At 27.9% G+C, this 16,627-nt stretch carries 13 protein-coding genes and 4 tRNA genes; 4 read left to right on the top strand and 13 right to left on the bottom strand.

Annotation, left to right across the window (positions count from 1 at the left end):
* The 10 genes from purF to sixA all read right to left on the bottom strand — a co-directional run bounded on the left by purF (nucleotide 1) and on the right by sixA (nucleotide 11,377).
* A complete protein-coding gene (purF, locus tag CRV10_RS00535; protein ID WP_136129877.1) occupies nucleotides 1-1,521 on the bottom strand; it encodes an amidophosphoribosyltransferase in 1,521 nt (506 codons plus the stop codon).
* A 12-nt stretch (nucleotides 1,522-1,533) separates the two neighbouring features.
* A complete protein-coding gene (locus tag CRV10_RS00530; protein ID WP_136129876.1) occupies nucleotides 1,534-2,046 on the bottom strand; it encodes a CvpA family protein in 513 nt (170 codons plus the stop codon).
* A gap of 480 nt (nucleotides 2,047-2,526) precedes the next feature.
* On the bottom strand, nucleotides 2,527-3,813 hold the full coding sequence (gene folC / locus CRV10_RS00525) for a bifunctional tetrahydrofolate synthase/dihydrofolate synthase (RefSeq protein WP_136129875.1): 1,287 nt from the start codon (nucleotides 3,811-3,813) through the stop codon (nucleotides 2,527-2,529).
* Between the two features lie 2 nt (nucleotides 3,814-3,815).
* Complete coding sequence (accD, locus tag CRV10_RS00520; protein ID WP_136129874.1) at nucleotides 3,816-4,727, bottom strand: acetyl-CoA carboxylase, carboxyltransferase subunit beta; 912 nt, start codon at nucleotides 4,725-4,727, stop codon at nucleotides 3,816-3,818.
* Between the two features lie 183 nt (nucleotides 4,728-4,910).
* Nucleotides 4,911-5,711: a tRNA pseudouridine(38-40) synthase TruA gene (truA, locus tag CRV10_RS00515; protein ID WP_136130091.1), complete on the bottom strand. Its 801-nt coding sequence runs from the start codon at nucleotides 5,709-5,711 to the stop codon at nucleotides 4,911-4,913.
* 135 nt (nucleotides 5,712-5,846) lie between these two features.
* Nucleotides 5,847-6,986, bottom strand: a complete 1,140-nt coding sequence (locus CRV10_RS00510) for a 4-phosphoerythronate dehydrogenase (RefSeq protein ID WP_136129873.1) — start codon at nucleotides 6,984-6,986, stop codon at nucleotides 5,847-5,849.
* 130 nt (nucleotides 6,987-7,116) lie between these two features.
* The gene (gene fabB, locus CRV10_RS00505; RefSeq protein ID WP_136129872.1) at nucleotides 7,117-8,331 is read right to left on the bottom strand and encodes a beta-ketoacyl-ACP synthase I; all 1,215 of its coding nucleotides are present in this window, start codon (nucleotides 8,329-8,331) and stop codon (nucleotides 7,117-7,119) included.
* A 410-nt stretch (nucleotides 8,332-8,741) separates the two neighbouring features.
* Complete coding sequence (gene aroC, locus CRV10_RS00500; RefSeq protein ID WP_136129871.1) at nucleotides 8,742-9,821, bottom strand: chorismate synthase; 1,080 nt, start codon at nucleotides 9,819-9,821, stop codon at nucleotides 8,742-8,744.
* 1 nt (nucleotide 9,822) lies between these two features.
* Entirely contained in the window at nucleotides 9,823-10,770 is a 948-nt protein-coding gene (gene prmB / locus CRV10_RS00495; RefSeq protein WP_136129870.1) for a 50S ribosomal protein L3 N(5)-glutamine methyltransferase, read from the bottom strand.
* 121 nt (nucleotides 10,771-10,891) lie between these two features.
* On the bottom strand, nucleotides 10,892-11,377 hold the full coding sequence (gene sixA / locus CRV10_RS00490) for a phosphohistidine phosphatase SixA (RefSeq protein ID WP_158675172.1): 486 nt from the start codon (nucleotides 11,375-11,377) through the stop codon (nucleotides 10,892-10,894).
* A 268-nt stretch (nucleotides 11,378-11,645) separates the two neighbouring features.
* On the opposite strand from sixA, the gene CRV10_RS00485 reads away from it, so the two are divergent.
* Nucleotides 11,646-11,717: transfer RNA gene (locus tag CRV10_RS00485), tRNA-Arg, on the top strand.
* A gap of 160 nt (nucleotides 11,718-11,877) precedes the next feature.
* Here CRV10_RS00485 and CRV10_RS00480 read toward each other — a convergent pair.
* The 3 genes from CRV10_RS00480 to gltX form a co-directional block, all read right to left on the bottom strand.
* Nucleotides 11,878-13,134, bottom strand: coding sequence for an Nramp family divalent metal transporter (locus tag CRV10_RS00480; protein ID WP_136129868.1), 1,257 nt, complete (start codon nucleotides 13,132-13,134; stop codon nucleotides 11,878-11,880).
* Between the two features lie 315 nt (nucleotides 13,135-13,449).
* Nucleotides 13,450-13,522: transfer RNA gene (locus CRV10_RS00475), tRNA-Ala, on the bottom strand.
* Between the two features lie 212 nt (nucleotides 13,523-13,734).
* Nucleotides 13,735-15,141: a glutamate--tRNA ligase gene (gene gltX, locus CRV10_RS00470; RefSeq protein WP_136129867.1), complete on the bottom strand. Its 1,407-nt coding sequence runs from the start codon at nucleotides 15,139-15,141 to the stop codon at nucleotides 13,735-13,737.
* A gap of 184 nt (nucleotides 15,142-15,325) precedes the next feature.
* Between gltX and CRV10_RS00465 the strand changes: the two genes are divergently transcribed.
* From CRV10_RS00465 to CRV10_RS00455, 3 genes are all read left to right on the top strand, one after another.
* A tRNA-Val gene (locus tag CRV10_RS00465) sits at nucleotides 15,326-15,401 on the top strand.
* 6 nt (nucleotides 15,402-15,407) lie between these two features.
* Nucleotides 15,408-15,480 (top strand) — tRNA-Lys (locus CRV10_RS00460).
* Nucleotides 15,481-15,644: 164 nt separating this feature from the next.
* Nucleotides 15,645-16,616 (top strand): bile acid:sodium symporter family protein, encoded by a 972-nt coding sequence (locus tag CRV10_RS00455; protein WP_136129866.1) that lies wholly within the window; start codon nucleotides 15,645-15,647, stop codon nucleotides 16,614-16,616.
* Nucleotides 16,617-16,627 lie beyond the last annotated feature (11 nt).

The following is a 16,627-nucleotide window of genomic DNA, read 5'->3' as shown; positions in this document are numbered from 1 at the left end:
TTAATTTTCTTCATTATATAACTCAAGATTTTCTACTTCATGATATGAAGAAGAAATTCCAGTGCCTTTACTACCTTGGTAGTGGTTGTTATTTAAATAATTATTATCAATATCTTTAGTAATATAAATGCCATTAAATACTGAACATTCAAATTGAGTAATATTTGGATTTTCTTCTTGTAATGCTTCAATCAGATCGTTAAGATCTTGAAAAATTAACGCATCTGCTTTTATTAACTTACATATTTCTTCTACTTCTCGTCCATGTGCAATAAGCTCTGTTGCAATTGGCATATTAATACCATAAAAATTTGGAAATCTAATTTCCGGTGCAGCAGAAGCAAGATAAACATTTTTTGCACCAGCTTCACGTGCCATTTTTATTATTTGTTTTGAAGTAGTTCCTCGTACAATAGAGTCGTCTATTAACAATACATTTTTATTAATAAATTCAGCGCGATTTGTATTTAGCTTACGTTTAACAGCTATTCTTCTTGAATTATTACCTTGCATAATAAATGTACGGCCAACATATCTATTTTTTACAAATCCCTGACGATAAGGTTTATTAATAATATGTGCAATTTCTAATGCAATATCAGTAGAAGTTTCTGGAATTGGAATTACAACATCTATATCTAAATTATTCCATTCTTTAGAAATTTTTTTACCAAGTTTAGTTCCCATCCTTACTCTTGCACTATAAACAGATATTTTATCTAAACAAGAATCTGGTCTAGCAAAATAAACATACTCAAATAAACATGGATTATTTTTTGGATTTTCAGCACACTGATAATTAAATAATTGTCCTTGTTGATTTATGTAAATAGCTTCTCCTGGTGCAACATCTTTAACAAATTCAAAACCAGTTGTATCTAAAGCTACACTTTCAGATGCAACCATGTATTCAATATAATTACTAACAATGCGTTTACCTAGTACAAGAGGGCGAATTCCATTTGGATCTCTAAAAGCTACTATTCCGTGACCAATAATCATTGAAACTACTGCATAAGCACCTCTTATTTGCTTATGGACAAAAGTAATTGCTTTAAATATATCATTAGCTGAAAGTATAGAGCAGTGTTGAAAACGACTCAGTTCTTGGGCAAAAATATTTAATAATACTTCAGAGTCTGAATCCGTGTTAACATGACGTCTACTGTTTTCAAATAGATGTTTACGTAATTCATTAACATTTGTTAAATTCCCATTATGTGCCAAGGTAATGCCGTATGGTGAGTTGACGTAAAACGGTTGTGCTTCGGAAGCACTAGAATTACCTGCTGTTGGATATCTTACATGGCCAATTCCTATATTTCCTTGTAAGTATTGCATATGTTTCATTTTGAAAACATCTTTTACTAAACCATTAGCTTTTCTCAAACGAAAACAACTTGACTTGTCTATTGTACAAATACCTGCAGCATCTTGTCCGCGATGTTGTAGTACTGTTAATGCATTATATAAAAACTGATTTATTGGTGTAAAACCAACAATACCAACAACACCACACATTATATTTTTTCCTTAATTAGGATATGTCTTCAATTTTTTATCAATACGAAAAATTCTATATGCTTTAAAATAGTCAAAAAAAATCTTAATTACATAATTAAAATGAGGAATTAATTGAGATTTTCTCCAATCTGTACATTTAGAAATGTCAGTAAAAATATTTAAACAAAAAATAACTAATGCTATTATTAGTATACCCCGTATTGCTCCAAAACAAATTCCCAGAACCTTATCAGTACCCGATAACTTATTTTTTACTACTAAAGTTCTAATGAAATAATTTAATATTGTTCCTGCAATCATAGTAAGAATAAACGGTAATAATATAGAAATAAACTTTCTAATCAAATTGTTTCCATAAGTAAGCGGAAGTAACATCATAACATACTTATGAGATTGATTTGATACAAAGAAAGCAGATATCCAAGTAGTTAAAGATAAAGCTTCGTATACAAAACCAAGATAAAAACTTCTAATCATTGAAAAACCAATTACAATAAGGATAATATAGTCAATCCAAATCATTTTATTATATAACCTCGATTTAAAATTTTTATTACTTGCTAAATCACAAAAATAATATTTAAAAATAGATATTTAATATAAAAATTAAAAAATTGAATATATTTTCTTACCACTCAATATAAGTTCTTCAAAATCCGTATGCCTTAACCTTATATCATTTAATAATTAATTTTGAAAACTCTATAATAAAGTTATATTAATTTATTAGACTTAGTTTTAGTGAGTTAGAAAAAATAAAAATTTATCGTTTACAATAATACACATAAGTTATATTATTTATATTCTTTTTCAAGTTAAATTTAATTTTTTTTAATAAATTAAATTATTAGATATATAATTAAAATTGATATATGCTATAGACAAACTTGAAATAATACTTTTATCAACAAAACATATTTTTAATATTATTACACTATGAGTCATACAATTATCTGTAATAATTAAATATTATTAGTTTTGAGTTCAATGCTATTTATTTTATTAATTGATTTTGATATTTAAGTTAGTATCAAAAATTTTATTGATTGATAATAATTTCATAATTTGAGATACAGTAACAAATGAACCACATACTAAAATAATATCATATGCTGTTACATTTTGAATCACTGTTTTCCATGCCATTTGAATATTTGGAAAAGAATAAGCATTTTTCAAATACAAGGTCAGTTGTTCAGCTTTAGCACCTCGAGGAGGAGATAAACTTATACAATACCAATAATCTACTTGAGGAGTTAAAGCCATTAATGTTCCTTTAATATCTTTATCTCGTAACATGCCTATCACTGCATGTACTTTTCCTTTTCTATGTAAATTTTTTAACCTATTGGACAAATAATGTGCTGAATGTGGATTATGTGCTACATCAAGAATAATGTGTGGAGAATAACCAACTGTCTGAAATCTACCAGGTAAGTTTATATTAGGTAAGTTTTCATAAATATTTTTGTTTGTTATTTTAAATCCTGCAGCTTTCAGGGCTACCAAGGCAATAGCAACGTTAGATACCGGAATATATGGGTATGGTAAATTTTCTAACAAATTAAATCCATTATATAAAGACCATGTATCATTTTTTTGATAATAAGACCAATTTTTATTTATTTGTAATAGTTTTACTTTTTTTTGTTTTGCGATCATTGAGATATTCAAAGAAGTATCATCTTCACCTACTATTGCTAATTTACCTTCACGAAAGATTCCAGCTTTTTCAATTCCAATTTTTTCTCGATCTGTTCCTAACAGATCTGTATGATCAAGAGCTATATTAGTAATAATTGCAGTATCTGCATCAATTATATTAGTAGCATCAAGTCTACCACCAACACCTACTTCTAAAAGTATTACATCAAGATTTGAATGTTTAAATAATTCTAATGCTGAAAGCGTACTAAATTCAAAATAACTTAATAAAATATTATCACGTTGTTTTTCAATTTTTTTTAAACTATCAATGTGTTCTATTTCTGTTAACATTTTTCCTTGAACACGTACTCTTTCTATGTAACTTAAGATATGTGGTGAACTATAAACGCCAACACGATAACCAGCTTTTATGAGTAAAATTTCTATTGCACGGCAAGTAGTACCTTTACCGTTAGTGCCTGAAACAATAAAAACAAATTCTTTAGGTTTTAATAATTGCAAACGTTTTGCTACTAATTTTATTTTATTTATATCTAGACATATTGTTTTATGCCTGTGTTGAAGATAATCAATCCAGAATTTTAACGAGTCTTTTGGATTAGAAGAACTAAAACTATTCATTATTATTGATTTTTAAATGAATTAATAAAATTGAATTTTTCACCTTCATCAATAGAAGGTGCAGGTAAATTCATCATTTTTGATAAAATATTTGCCAATTTGTAACGCATTTGCGGTCTTCTAATTATCATGTCAATTGCGCCTTTTTCGATTAAAAATTCACTACGCTGAAAACCTAACGGAAGTTTTTCTCTTACTGTTTGTTCAATAATACGAGGACCAGCAAATCCTATTAAAGCTTTAGGTTCTGCTACATTAAGATCACCGAGCATTGCAAAACTAGCAGAAACACCACCCATAGTTGGGTTAGTAAGAACCGATATATAAGGCAATCCTAAAGTTCCCATTTTAGCTAACGCAGCACTAGTTTTAGCCATTTGCATCAATGATATTAAAGATTCTTGCATTCTAGCACCACCACTAGCAGAAAAACAAATTAACGGGCAATTATCTTTCATAACCTGTTCGACTGCACATACAAACCTGGATCCAACTACTGAACCCATGGATCCACTCATAAAATTAAATTCAAAGGCTGCAGCTACAATTGGAATATTGTGTAATTTTCCTTTCATAACAACTAGTGCATCTTTTTCACCAGTTTCTTTTTGAGCAGCTTCTAATCTATCTTTATATTTTTTAGAATCATTGAATTCAAGTATATCTTTAGGTTCAAATTCTTTGCCTAATTCTGTTACAGAATTAATATCCAATAAACTCTTTAGACGATCTCGAGCTTTAACTTGCATATGGTAATCACATTTTGGACATACTCTTAAATTACGTTCTAGTTCAATTCTATATAATATTTGATTACAACTTTCGCATCTAGTCCATACACCATCTGGTATATTAGTACGACGTAAAATAGGGGTAATCTTACTTTTTTTAAGTATACGTTCAAGCCAGCTCATTTATGACTTATCCATCTATAACCCATAAACATTTAATGTTATACCCATAAACATTTAATGTTATTAAAAATAATTATTGTTCTTTTATATAAATATTTTAAACCAATATATTTTTTTATTAAAGTATATAAAAATAATAATATAATAATAAATAACTTTAATAGCAAATTTAACAAACCACTCTCATTCTAAATGAATATTAAAATTTTTCATATTATGAAGAAAAAGCGGTCCTATTGATAATTTAGGTAAACAAAAATGTGCAGGATAATCTACTTCTACTAAATATAAACCATTAGCTTTAGCCGTAGCTGATCCGAGTTTTCTATTTTTTGATTCAAGAAGTGTTTGAATCCATGATATTGGTTTTTTACTAAGACCGATATCGATTAAGTTTCCTACAATATTACGTACCATATGATACAAGAAAGCATTTGCTTTAATATCAATAATTATGTAATGTCCTTGACGAATTATATTAATATGCATCAAATTACGACAATAATTTTGTATTTGAGAAGACGAATCACAAAATGATTTAAAATTATGTTCTCCTAGTAAGCACGTACTAGCATATTGCATTTTTTGAACATTTAAAAGATTATAAGAATGTGTTAAACCATGAATTAAAATAGCTGGACGAAGAGGATAATCATAAATAATGTATCTGTACCTACGTGCTATAGCACTAAATCTAGCATGAAAGTTATTAGATACAAATTTTACCCAAAGTATAGAAATACTATCTGGTAAAATTGAATTAACTCCCGAAGTCCAAGCGTCTATAGTTCGAATTTTGTTTGTTTCAAAATGTACTACTTGACCAGTACTGTGCACTCCTGTATCTGTCCGTCCAGCACAAAATACACTAATTGAATGGTCAGCTATTTTCGACAAAGCATTTTCTAATTTTTGTTGTATACTAGGTACTTTTTGTTGACGTTGCCATCCATGATATTTACTACCATCATACTCAATACACATTGCTATTTTTAACACTACTATAGATACCTTATTTATTTAATTCATTTATTGTAGTATTGAATTAAAATTAAATTAATTTTTAATAGACATTAATCTCTTTTAATTTCAAATTTTATTAAAAATTTTTTGATAATATCAATAATTTAATTTGAGAATAGCATTAAAACCAATTCCTTTTAAAATCTTATGAGATTTATAATTATCACAAACAACCTTTAAAGAATACCATTCACGTCGTTGTCTGTAGTTATTCCGTAATTTTTCAAATGAAAAAGATTTTGATATTATTGCATTCCGTAATAAACTATCATCTATGTGAATATCATAAATTAAATAAACTAAGTTTTTCAATACTGATTGGTTAACTTTACCATGCAAATAGATATTATTAAATATCGGCATAGGTAATAACTTATTTAATTTTGTTTTTTGAGGTTTATTAACTATTTTACACCATTCCTGATATAGCTTAATTATTGCACGCATTTTCCCTTCTAATGTATGTCCTGCAATATGCGCAGTACCGATACTTATTTTATTAAGTAAACGAGAAGATAATTTTGGTTCTTTTTCCCATACATCCATTACCACCTTTATATCTTTCCTAAGATGCAATACTTCTAGCAATTCTTTATTATTAATTATTGGACCACGGCTGGAATTAATTAAAATAGTATTTGGTTTTAAAGATAAGAGCAGATTTTTATTGATCATGTGTAAAGTTTTATATTTACCCTCATACAATAGTGGTGTATGCAACGTTATTATATCAGCTAATTTAATTATTTGAGTTAATGAATAAAATTTATCGTTTGCACCACAATCAAAACGTGGAGGATCACATAATAAAGTTTTAATACCCCAAGCTTTAAATATTTTATTTAAATACGAGCCAATATTTCCAACACCAATGATACCTACAATTCGATCTTTAATTTGGAAATTATTATTTTCAGCTAAAAAAAGTAAGGCAGAAAATACATATTCCGCAACTGCAATAGCATTACATCCTGGAGCTGAAGAGAAAAATATACCCGATTTTTTTAACCACTCTTGATCAATATGATCTATACCTGAAGTAGCTGTACCAATAAATTTTACTAAACTTCCTTTGATTAAGTTTTTGTTAATTTTAGTAACAGAACGTATTATTAGACATTCTGTATCAATTATTTCTTTACCTAAGATTTGTGTATGCGGAACTTGAAATATATTACCTGTATTTTTAAATAATTCATATACGTAAGGGATAGCTTCATCAGCTAAGATTTTCACAACATTTTCCTAAATGTATAAAATTAAAGTTATTATAATTTATATCAGTATTAAAGTATTAAATTAAAGGGAACATAATATATATTATGTTTTATACTTAACCATTAACCAATAAAGAACAAGTAACAAATTAATATTTACGCATTATTAAAGTAGCGTTAGTACCACCGAATCCAAAACTATTTGACATAGCTGTTTTAAGGTTGTTTTTTGTAGTTTTAGTTATAATATTTAACCCTTTAGCGAATGAGTCTAAAGATTCAATATTGATACTGGGTGCTATAAATCCATATTTTAACATTAATAAACAATAAATGACTTCATGCACTCCAGCTGCACCTAATGAATGCCCAGTTATAGATTTAGTTGCTGATATTTTTGGTGTAGTTGTACCGAAAACTTTACGAATTGCTTCTAATTCTATTTTATCACCAATGACTGTCGAAGTACCGTGGCTATTTAAATAATCTATAGGATTTTTAGCATATTGTAGTGCTTTATTCATACAACGGACCGCACCATCACCTGAAGGATTAACCATATCTACACCATCTGATGTAGCTGCATAACCAATAATCTCAGCATAAATAGGAGCATCTCTATTTAATGCATGCTTTAGTTCTTCGACGACAATTATGCCTCCTCCTCCGGCAATTACAAAACCATCTCTCTTTGTATCATAAGTACGAGATGCTTTTTGGGGATTATTATTATAGTTTATAGATAAAGCACCCATTGCATCAAACTCACATGCCATTTCCCAACTTAGTTCCTCTCCACCACCTGCAAAGACAACATCTTGTTTTCCAAATTGGATTTGTTCTACTGCATTGCCAATACAATGTGCAGAAGTAGCACATGCAGAACTAATAGAATAATTTACACCATAAATTTTAAATGATGTAGCAAGACAAGCGGATATACCTGAAGCCATAGCTTTAGTAACAATATATGGACCTATTGCTTTCAATCCGCGCGGACTTCTCATGGCATCAGCTCCAAATACTTGAAAACGTGGAGATCCTCCTCCAGAACCAACAATTAAACCTACACGAGGATTATTTTGATATAACTGATCTTTCAATTGGGAATCTTGGATTGCTTCTTTCATTGCAAGATAAGCATAAATAGATGCATCACTCATAAAACGTAAAATTTTACGATCAATTAAACCTTTAGTTTCTAACTTAATATCACCCCAAACATGACTACGCATGCCTGAATCTTTCATTTCTTGCGAAAAAGTTATACCAGAACGACCTTCAAGAAGAGAATTCAATACTTCCCGTTGATTATTTCCAATACTAGAAATTATTCCTAAACCAGTAATCACAGCAGATTTCATTAAATAAACCTTTACTTTAAATAAGTTATAATTTTTTTTAAAAAATCTAAGTCATTAAAAATGATTTCTTATCTTTCTTGGGAATACAATGAACAATCCAATTTCATAAATTTAATTATAATATTATTTTATAAATTATTATAACTACATTTAATATGAATTAAAAATAAGCATGTATTGATACATTTTTAAATAAATATGATTTTTATAATCAATATTATATGCTTTATGGAAAGCACTTGAATTAATGAAAAAACTCAATATTTATTGAGATTATCATAGCTGATAAATAAGTATTTTACATTATGTAAACATCAGCAAAACAATTTTTAATATTTAAAGTATTTTTCAATAGAAAACATGTATAATAAATCAGTCAATATTTTATAAAAAATAAATTAATTATAAATTTATTTTTTAATTATATTAATATCAGGACATTGTGCTTGATATCTTAATAAATGATCCATTAATACAATAGCAGTCATCGCTTCAGCAACGGGAACAGCACGAATACCAACACAAGGATCATGACGACCTGTAATTGTTATTTGTACTTCTTTACCATCTTTATTAATAGTTTTTCCTGGTTTTATAATACTAGAAGTAGGTTTCATTGCCAATTTCAAAGTGATAATTTGACCACTGCTAATACCTCCTAAAACCCCACCAGAATGGTTACTTTTAAAACCATTAATTCCCATTTCATCTCTATGTTGACTCCCAAGTTGATTCACTACTTCAAAACCATCTCCAATTTCTATGCCTTTTACTGCATTTATGCTCATAAGTGCATGTGCTAAATCTGCATCTAATTTATCAAAAACTGGCTCACCTAAACCAAGAGGTACATTTTCAGCAATTACTGTTACTTTAGCTCCAATGGAATCTCCATCTTTTTTTAGAGAACGAATTAATTTATCTAATAACTCTAATTTATTAGGGTCAGGACAAAAAAATGGATTGCTATCAACAACACTCCAGTTTGTAAATTGACAATTAATATTTCCAATCTGTGATATATAACCTCTTATTAATATACCATATTTTAAGTTTAAATATTTTTTTGCAATTGCCCCTGCTGCTACACGCATAACAGTTTCTCTAGCTGATGAACGTCCACCACCTCGATAATCACGTATTCCATATTTCTTTTCATAAGTATAATCAGCATGTCCAGGACGAAATAAATCTTTAATATCAGAATAATCTTGTGAACGATAGTCAGTATTTTCAACTATCAATCCAATAGGAGTTCCAGTAGTAATATCTTCAAATACACCTGAAAGTATTTTTATTTGATCTGATTCTTTACGTTGAGTAGTAAAATTAGAAAAACCTGGACGACGACGATCAAGATCATGTTGGATAATAGCTTTATTTAATGGAATACCAGGGGGAATACCATCAATGATACACCCTAAGGCTGTTCCATGAGATTCGCCAAATGTAGTTACTCTATAAAGTTGACCAATACTATTTCCAGCCATGTTATTTTCCTGTGCAATTATAATCTATAAAAGAAAAATGATGTTCTACATTAATAAGTTGTTTTCGTGTGATCATAAATACTCCTTCACCACCATTATCAAATTTTAACCAAGTAAAAGGTACATCTGAGAATTGTTCGATCATTTTAACCATATTGTTACCTACTTCACAAATAAGAACACCATTATCATTAAGATATTTAGTAGCACTAGCTAAAATACGAATTATTATCTTTAAGCCATCACTTCCAGCTACCAATCCTAGTTTAGGTTCATAATGATATTCGTTAGGTAAATTGGCTATTTCTTCCTCACTAACATATGGTGGATTAGCAATAATCAAATCATATTTTATATCAATCAATCTATTAAATAAATTAGATTGAATAAAATTTACATTTTGAACTGAATGATATTTTTTGATATTTTTTTTAGCAACCGATAAAGCTTCTTCAGAAATATCTACTGCATCAATTTTAGTATGTGGAAAAGCATAAGCACAAGCTATCGCTATACAACCACTACCAGTACACATGTCGAGAATACAATCTGGTTGGTTTTTAATGATACCTACAAAATGATTTTCTATCAATTCACCAATTGGTGAACGTGGAATAATCACGCGATTATCAACATAAAATTCATAACCACAAAACCATGATTTATTTGTAATATAAGCAGAAGGAACACATTCTTTAACACGCCGACTTACGTATTTAATAATACGCTTACGTTCACTAGTAGTTAAACGCGCATCTCGGATATCTTCATTAAGATCCATTGGTAAAAATAAAGAAGGTATAATCAATTGAACAGCTTCATCCCAAGGATTATCTGTGCCATGTCCATAACAAATATTAGCAGATACAAAACAACTTACTGCCCAACGAAGCATATCTTGAATAGTATAAAGTTCGTTTAAAGCCTCCTCAATAAAAATCTGGTCCATTTAAACTCCTTTTTTCGAGTTATTTAAATATATATAGATAAAATACAAAAACAAAAATTATCTATTTTTATAAGCAATAGTAATTAATACATTAATATTATCCTTAAATTATATTAAAATTTTATATATATTTTTTATTAATATCAGATGAATTAATATCCCAAAGTAATTTACATTGATCATTAAAAACGGAAAAATGCATACAGGTAATAGAAGAAGTTTGAAATAAAATAACGCGTTCTTCATTAGGACAGAGAATTTTAACTAAGTTACTCATAAAAGGTAAATGTGAAATCAATAATACCGATTCTGTTTTATTTAATACCATAGTTTTTAAATATTGAATAACTACCGAAGGTTTACCTTGTGGCTTTAATTCAGATAATATATTACGGTATCTAATATTTAGAATACTATTTATTTGTAATAAAGTTTGTATTGTTCTTCTGTAAGGACTGGTCAATACACAATCAATATAAAATTTTTTATCTTTGAGCCATTTTGCAATTTGACGTGATTCATTAATTCCGTTCATTGTCAATGATCTATTTATATCATCTTTTGTTTCTCTTACAGAATCACCATGACGCATCATTAAAATTTTCATGGAACCACCTAATTGTAAAATTATATAAAAATTTTTTATAAACATTTTTGTATAATATGATAATCATCTTTGTATAATATGATAATCATCTAAGATGATATAAAAATACAACAATTTTGTAGTTGAAATAAAATAACGAACATTATTAATGTTTGTCTCTTCCAATACATTAATTTATATATATGATTTGTTAAATAATATAATTGATACAATAACGATACAAACATACTTGATATATTACAAATATACTTGATATAGTAAGAAAGCAGTCCCCTTAGTTAAACGGATATAACGAACCCCTCCTAAGGGTTAATTACAGGTTCGATTCCTGTAGGGGACATATACATAATAAACACTAACTCTGCTAATTGATAAATCTTACAAATAATAAGCACCTAGCTTTTAATAATTTTTTAAAAATTATAAAATTAAAAAACAATTTGCTTAAAATCAGTGTAATTTATATCACAATAAAGGATAAAAATCAAAAATCCTATTTTTTATGTTGGAATTATATTACCCATACATTCTCCTACTATAAGATAAACATTTAATACAAATACAATTACAGTAATCAATTTGGCTATGTTTTGTAACAAGCATGAATTGACCATTTTATCACCCATGATTTCACGGTTTCCTGTAAAAACAATCAAAGGTACTAATGCTAATGCAATGCCAAAACTTAAAACAACTTGACTTAATATTAAAATATGTGCTAAATCCCAACCTACACAAACAACGATAAAAGATGGAAGCATAGTTATGATTCTTCTCAACCATAATGATATTCTAAAATGAACAAATCCTTGCATTACAACTTGACCTGCCATTGTACCCACTACAGTTGATGATAAACCAGCAGCCACTAAACTTAAACTAAAAATTGTCGCAGCAGCCTGTCCTAAAACTGGTTTTAAAATTAAATAAGCTTGGTCTAATTGGGTTATTCCAGTATATCCACCAGTATGAAATACTGCAGCTGCAGTTGCCATCATAGATAAATTTACAAAACCAGCAATAGTCATAGCAATAATTACATCTAATTTAGCAGCTGCATAACGTTCTTTTACACTACTTTTACCATCACTTACTTGAGTTAAAGCCGAATGTAAATATATTACATGAGGCATAATCGTTGCACCTAATATAGCAGCAGCCAAAAATACTGTCTCAAGATTAGGTAAAACAGGTAAAGCAACACCAATCATTAGTTCATTAAATTTCGGTTTTGAGAGAAATAATTCCATAGCATAAGCACCTGCTACGAAAATTAGTAAAGCACCAACTATTATTTCAATAGATTTTTGACCATAATTTTGAAGTAATAGAATTAGAAAAGTAGCTAACGCAGTTAATACTGCTCCCTGAAAAAGAGGTATGTTGAGGAATAGCTTAAAACCAAGCGAAGCTCCAAGAAATTCTGCTAAATCTGTTGCTATTGCAATAATTTCAGCTTGAATCCAATAAAACCACACTGCAGGACGTGGAAATCTATCTCTGATGTGTTCAGCTAGATTTTTACCTGTTACGATACCTAATTTGGCAGACATTAACTGGATTAGCATTGCCATAATATTTGCCCATACTATCACCCACAATAATTTATAACCATAAGCTGTACCAGCTTGAATATTTGTTATAAAGTTACCAGGATCGATATAGCCTATTGCAGCAATAAATGCTGGCCCCAATAGAGCTAATTTTATTTTTTTTGCTCCTTTAATAAGGTTTTCAATCACACTCATTTCAAACATATTCAGTTTCCTATCTGAACATTTATTAAAATTTAAAATGTTATATTATAGTAATTATTTTATTTTTATATAAACTATAAACAATTAATCATTGCTATAAATTTTAATTAAAATAAAAAGTTATAGTTTTTGTTATAGTATTTATACACGAAAAAATACTCGTTAATTAATTTTATTAAAATTATTAAAATAATTAACGGTATTACATTGTTTTAATTTTTTTATTTTAAAAATCTTATCATTAACATAATGAATAACACATCTAAGTATAGTATAAAAAATATATAAAATTTAAAATTAAAAAATTTGATTTTCTGGAGCTAAGCGGACTTGAACCGCTGACCATTTACATGCCATGTAAATACTCTACCAACTGAGCTATAGCCCCTTTATCAATCAATTTAATACACTATAATTTTACACCTATTATTACATATTAATCTAATGATATAATAATTTAATTATTAACTCAAAAATATAACAATCTTGATAAAGATTGATTTGTACTTTTTAAAAACTAAATAATTATTATTAGAATACAATAATAATATAATTTTTGCTTAGATTTGTATATATTGATCTAATAAAATTTATTTTAAATTAAAATACATTGTTATTAATAAAAGTAAGAGCTTTTTCAATTCTTGATATTGTTGTATTTAAACCAATTATTTCAATGATATCATTAATAGCAGGTGAGTAATGAATACCAGTAATAGTTAAACGTAGAAGCATGTATATTTTGTTTACATTTACATTAAATTTATTAGCTGTACTTAAGATTGTATTTTGAATGTTTTCACTATTCCAATCGGAAATTAAAAGTAATTGATTACGAATATATTCTAATAATGGATAATTAATATTATTTAAATATTTTTTAGCATGATTACTATCAAATTGAGAAAATTCTTCATAACAATAACGACAAGAAATAGCTATATCTTTTAAAGTATTACATCTTTTACTGAATAACTTTACTACTTTTGTTAAATTTAGACCGGCATTAATGTTAATTTTTTGATTGTTAATGTGTTTATGTAAACATTTCGCTATATATTCTACAGGTAATCTATTAATATATTGATGATTCATCCATTTAAGTTTTTTTATGTCAAATATACTAGGAGATTTGTTTACACTACTTAATGTAAATAAATTTATCATTTCAGATATACTGAAAATTTCTTTATTATTGTGAGACCACCCTAGTCGGACTAGATAATTTAACATAGCCTCTGGCAGATAACCTTCATCTCGATATTGTAAAATACTTAATGCAGCATTACGCTTAGACAATTTTTTTCCATCAACACCAAAGATCATAGAAATATGTGCATAAATTGGTATATTGGCACCAATAGCTTTCAGTATATTAATCTGTCTTGGAGTATTATTAATATGGTCCTCACCACGTATTACATGCGTAATATTCATATCATAATCATCTATTGCTACACAAAAATTATATGTATATGAACCATTAGTACGTCGAATGATTAAATCATCTAATTCTGCATTATTAAACGTGATTTTACCTCTAATTTGATCATGAAAAGTTGTGTGTCCAGATATTGGATTACAAAATCGTACTACATAAGATTTATTTTCCAATGATTTAAAATTTTTTCTACAAAATCCATCATATTTAGGTTTTTTTCCAGCTAAAATTTGAGATTTACGTAAACACTCTAATCTTTCTTTAGAACAAAAACATTTGTATGCTGTACCATTTTTTAACATATTATTCATTATGTCATTATAACGATCAAATCTTTCCGTTTGATAGTATGGACCTTCATTCCAATCTATATTCAACCATCTCATAGCATCGATAATAGAATTAATAGATTCTTTTGTAGAACGACCTAAATCTGTATCTTCTATTCGTAAAATAAATATACCGTTATTACGACGTGCAAACAACCAAGAATATAGAGCTGTACGGACACTACCAAGGTGTAAATTACCAGTAGGACTTGGGGCAAAGCGAGTTTTTATTTGCATTAAATAAAACCTTAAATTAATTTTTGTTAAACAATTATTTTATATTAAAATTTATTTTTCATAACAAAATTTAAAAAATATATTTTAATACAAAAAACTTGTTTTTCTAAAAAAACCGTTATATTATATGCACACAGAGGTTTTTAAAATAAATTGTATTTATTAAATCTCAATTGACAGTTATGGGTGATTAGCTCAGTTGGTAGAGCACCTCCCTTACAAGGAGGGGGTCGGCAGTTCGAGTCTGTCATCACCCACCATAGCCTGGGTCGTTAGCTCAGTTGGTAGAGCAGTTGACTTTTAATCAATTGGTCGCAGGTTCAAATCCTGCACGACCCAAAAAGTATAAAAATGACCATATATTTCTTAATTGTGTTTTTTCATTAAAACTTGTTTTAGTGCCATCAATATAATCTTCGCCTACAACTTTTATAAAAATTTTCTTAGATAACAATCATATTTAAACTCATCTTTGTTTTGTTAAGTTCATAACAATTAATATAATGAAATTTTTAAAATTTGATTCAATGCTTTTTAAAATTATAATCACCGTAGTATTAGCTTCATTTATACCACTAAAAGGTATTTTTATAACTTTATTTAAGTACTTAACAGGTATATCTATTGCTATACTTTTTTTTATGCACGGTGCTAAACTATCTCACAAAAAAATCATACTAGGAAGTAATAACTGGAAACTCCACATTTGGATAATGTGTAGTACTTTTATAATTTTTCCATTTTTAGGATTAATTTTAGTATGGTATGATCCCTTATCAGTAAGTTCAGAAATTAATAATGGTTTTTTGTATCTATGTAGTATGCCTGCTACAGTACAATCAGCAATTGCTTTTACATCAATAGCTGAAGGTAATGTTGCAGCTTCCATATGTAGTGCATCTGCGTCAAGTTTACTTGGAATATTTATTTCCCCATTAATTATTAATTTGATATTAGGTCTACATATTAATATCATAAACATAGATAAAGAAATACAACAAATAGCTAAAATAATATTACAGCTTTTTATACCATTTTTACTAGGTCATATATCTCGTTATTGGATAAGTCAATGGATTGACCAAAATAGTAATTTAATTAATAAAATTGATCAAATATCAATTTTGTTTGTAGTTTACTCTGCTTTTAGTAAAGCAGTAACAAATGGAATATGGTGTCAAGTAAGTGCATTTACCATTTTATGGATTGCAATTCAATGTACGATATTGTTGTTTTTTGTATTGATGATCAATTATTTTGCAGCAAAATTATTAAATTTTAATAGACAAGATGAAATAGTAGTACTATTTTGTGGTTCTAAAAAAAGTTTAGCAAACGGTATTCCTATGGCTAATGTTCTATTTCCTACTAGTACAGTCGGAATAATAATATTACCTTTAATGATATTCCATCAGGTACAGCTAATGGTTTGTTCATATATAGCTCAATGTTATAAAAGAAATAATAAAATTTAAAAAATGTGATA

This window comes from Candidatus Pantoea edessiphila (assembly GCF_002933355.1).
GTDB classification, from domain to species: Bacteria; Pseudomonadota; Gammaproteobacteria; order Enterobacterales; family Enterobacteriaceae; genus Pantoea_C; species Pantoea_C edessiphila.
Note: the sequence above shows the minus strand (reverse complement) of the source record. Positions and strands in the feature narration are given on the sequence as shown.

Excerpts from the sequence above, each read along its gene's own strand:
- sixA (WP_158675172.1), bottom strand. The coding sequence starts at position 11,377 with ATGAAAATTTTAATGATGCGTCATGGTGATTCTGTAAGAGAAACAAAA.
- accD (WP_136129874.1), bottom strand. The coding sequence starts at position 4,727 with ATGAGCTGGCTTGAACGTATACTTAAAAAAAGTAAGATTACCCCTATT.
- gltX (WP_136129867.1), bottom strand. The coding sequence starts at position 15,141 with ATGCAAATAAAAACTCGCTTTGCCCCAAGTCCTACTGGTAATTTACAC.
- truA (WP_136130091.1), bottom strand. The coding sequence starts at position 5,711 with ATGTGTATTGAGTATGATGGTAGTAAATATCATGGATGGCAACGTCAA.
- fabB (WP_136129872.1), bottom strand. The coding sequence starts at position 8,331 with ATGAAATCTGCTGTGATTACTGGTTTAGGAATAATTTCTAGTATTGGA.
- aroC (WP_136129871.1), bottom strand. The coding sequence starts at position 9,821 with ATGGCTGGAAATAGTATTGGTCAACTTTATAGAGTAACTACATTTGGC.
- purF (WP_136129877.1), bottom strand. The coding sequence starts at position 1,521 with ATGTGTGGTGTTGTTGGTATTGTTGGTTTTACACCAATAAATCAGTTT.
- folC (WP_136129875.1), bottom strand. The coding sequence starts at position 3,813 with ATGAATAGTTTTAGTTCTTCTAATCCAAAAGACTCGTTAAAATTCTGG.
- CRV10_RS00480 (WP_136129868.1), bottom strand. The coding sequence starts at position 13,134 with ATGTTTGAAATGAGTGTGATTGAAAACCTTATTAAAGGAGCAAAAAAA.
- CRV10_RS00530 (WP_136129876.1), bottom strand. The coding sequence starts at position 2,046 with ATGATTTGGATTGACTATATTATCCTTATTGTAATTGGTTTTTCAATG.
- prmB (WP_136129870.1), bottom strand. The coding sequence starts at position 10,770 with ATGGACCAGATTTTTATTGAGGAGGCTTTAAACGAACTTTATACTATT.
- CRV10_RS00455 (WP_136129866.1), top strand. The coding sequence starts at position 15,645 with ATGAAATTTTTAAAATTTGATTCAATGCTTTTTAAAATTATAATCACC.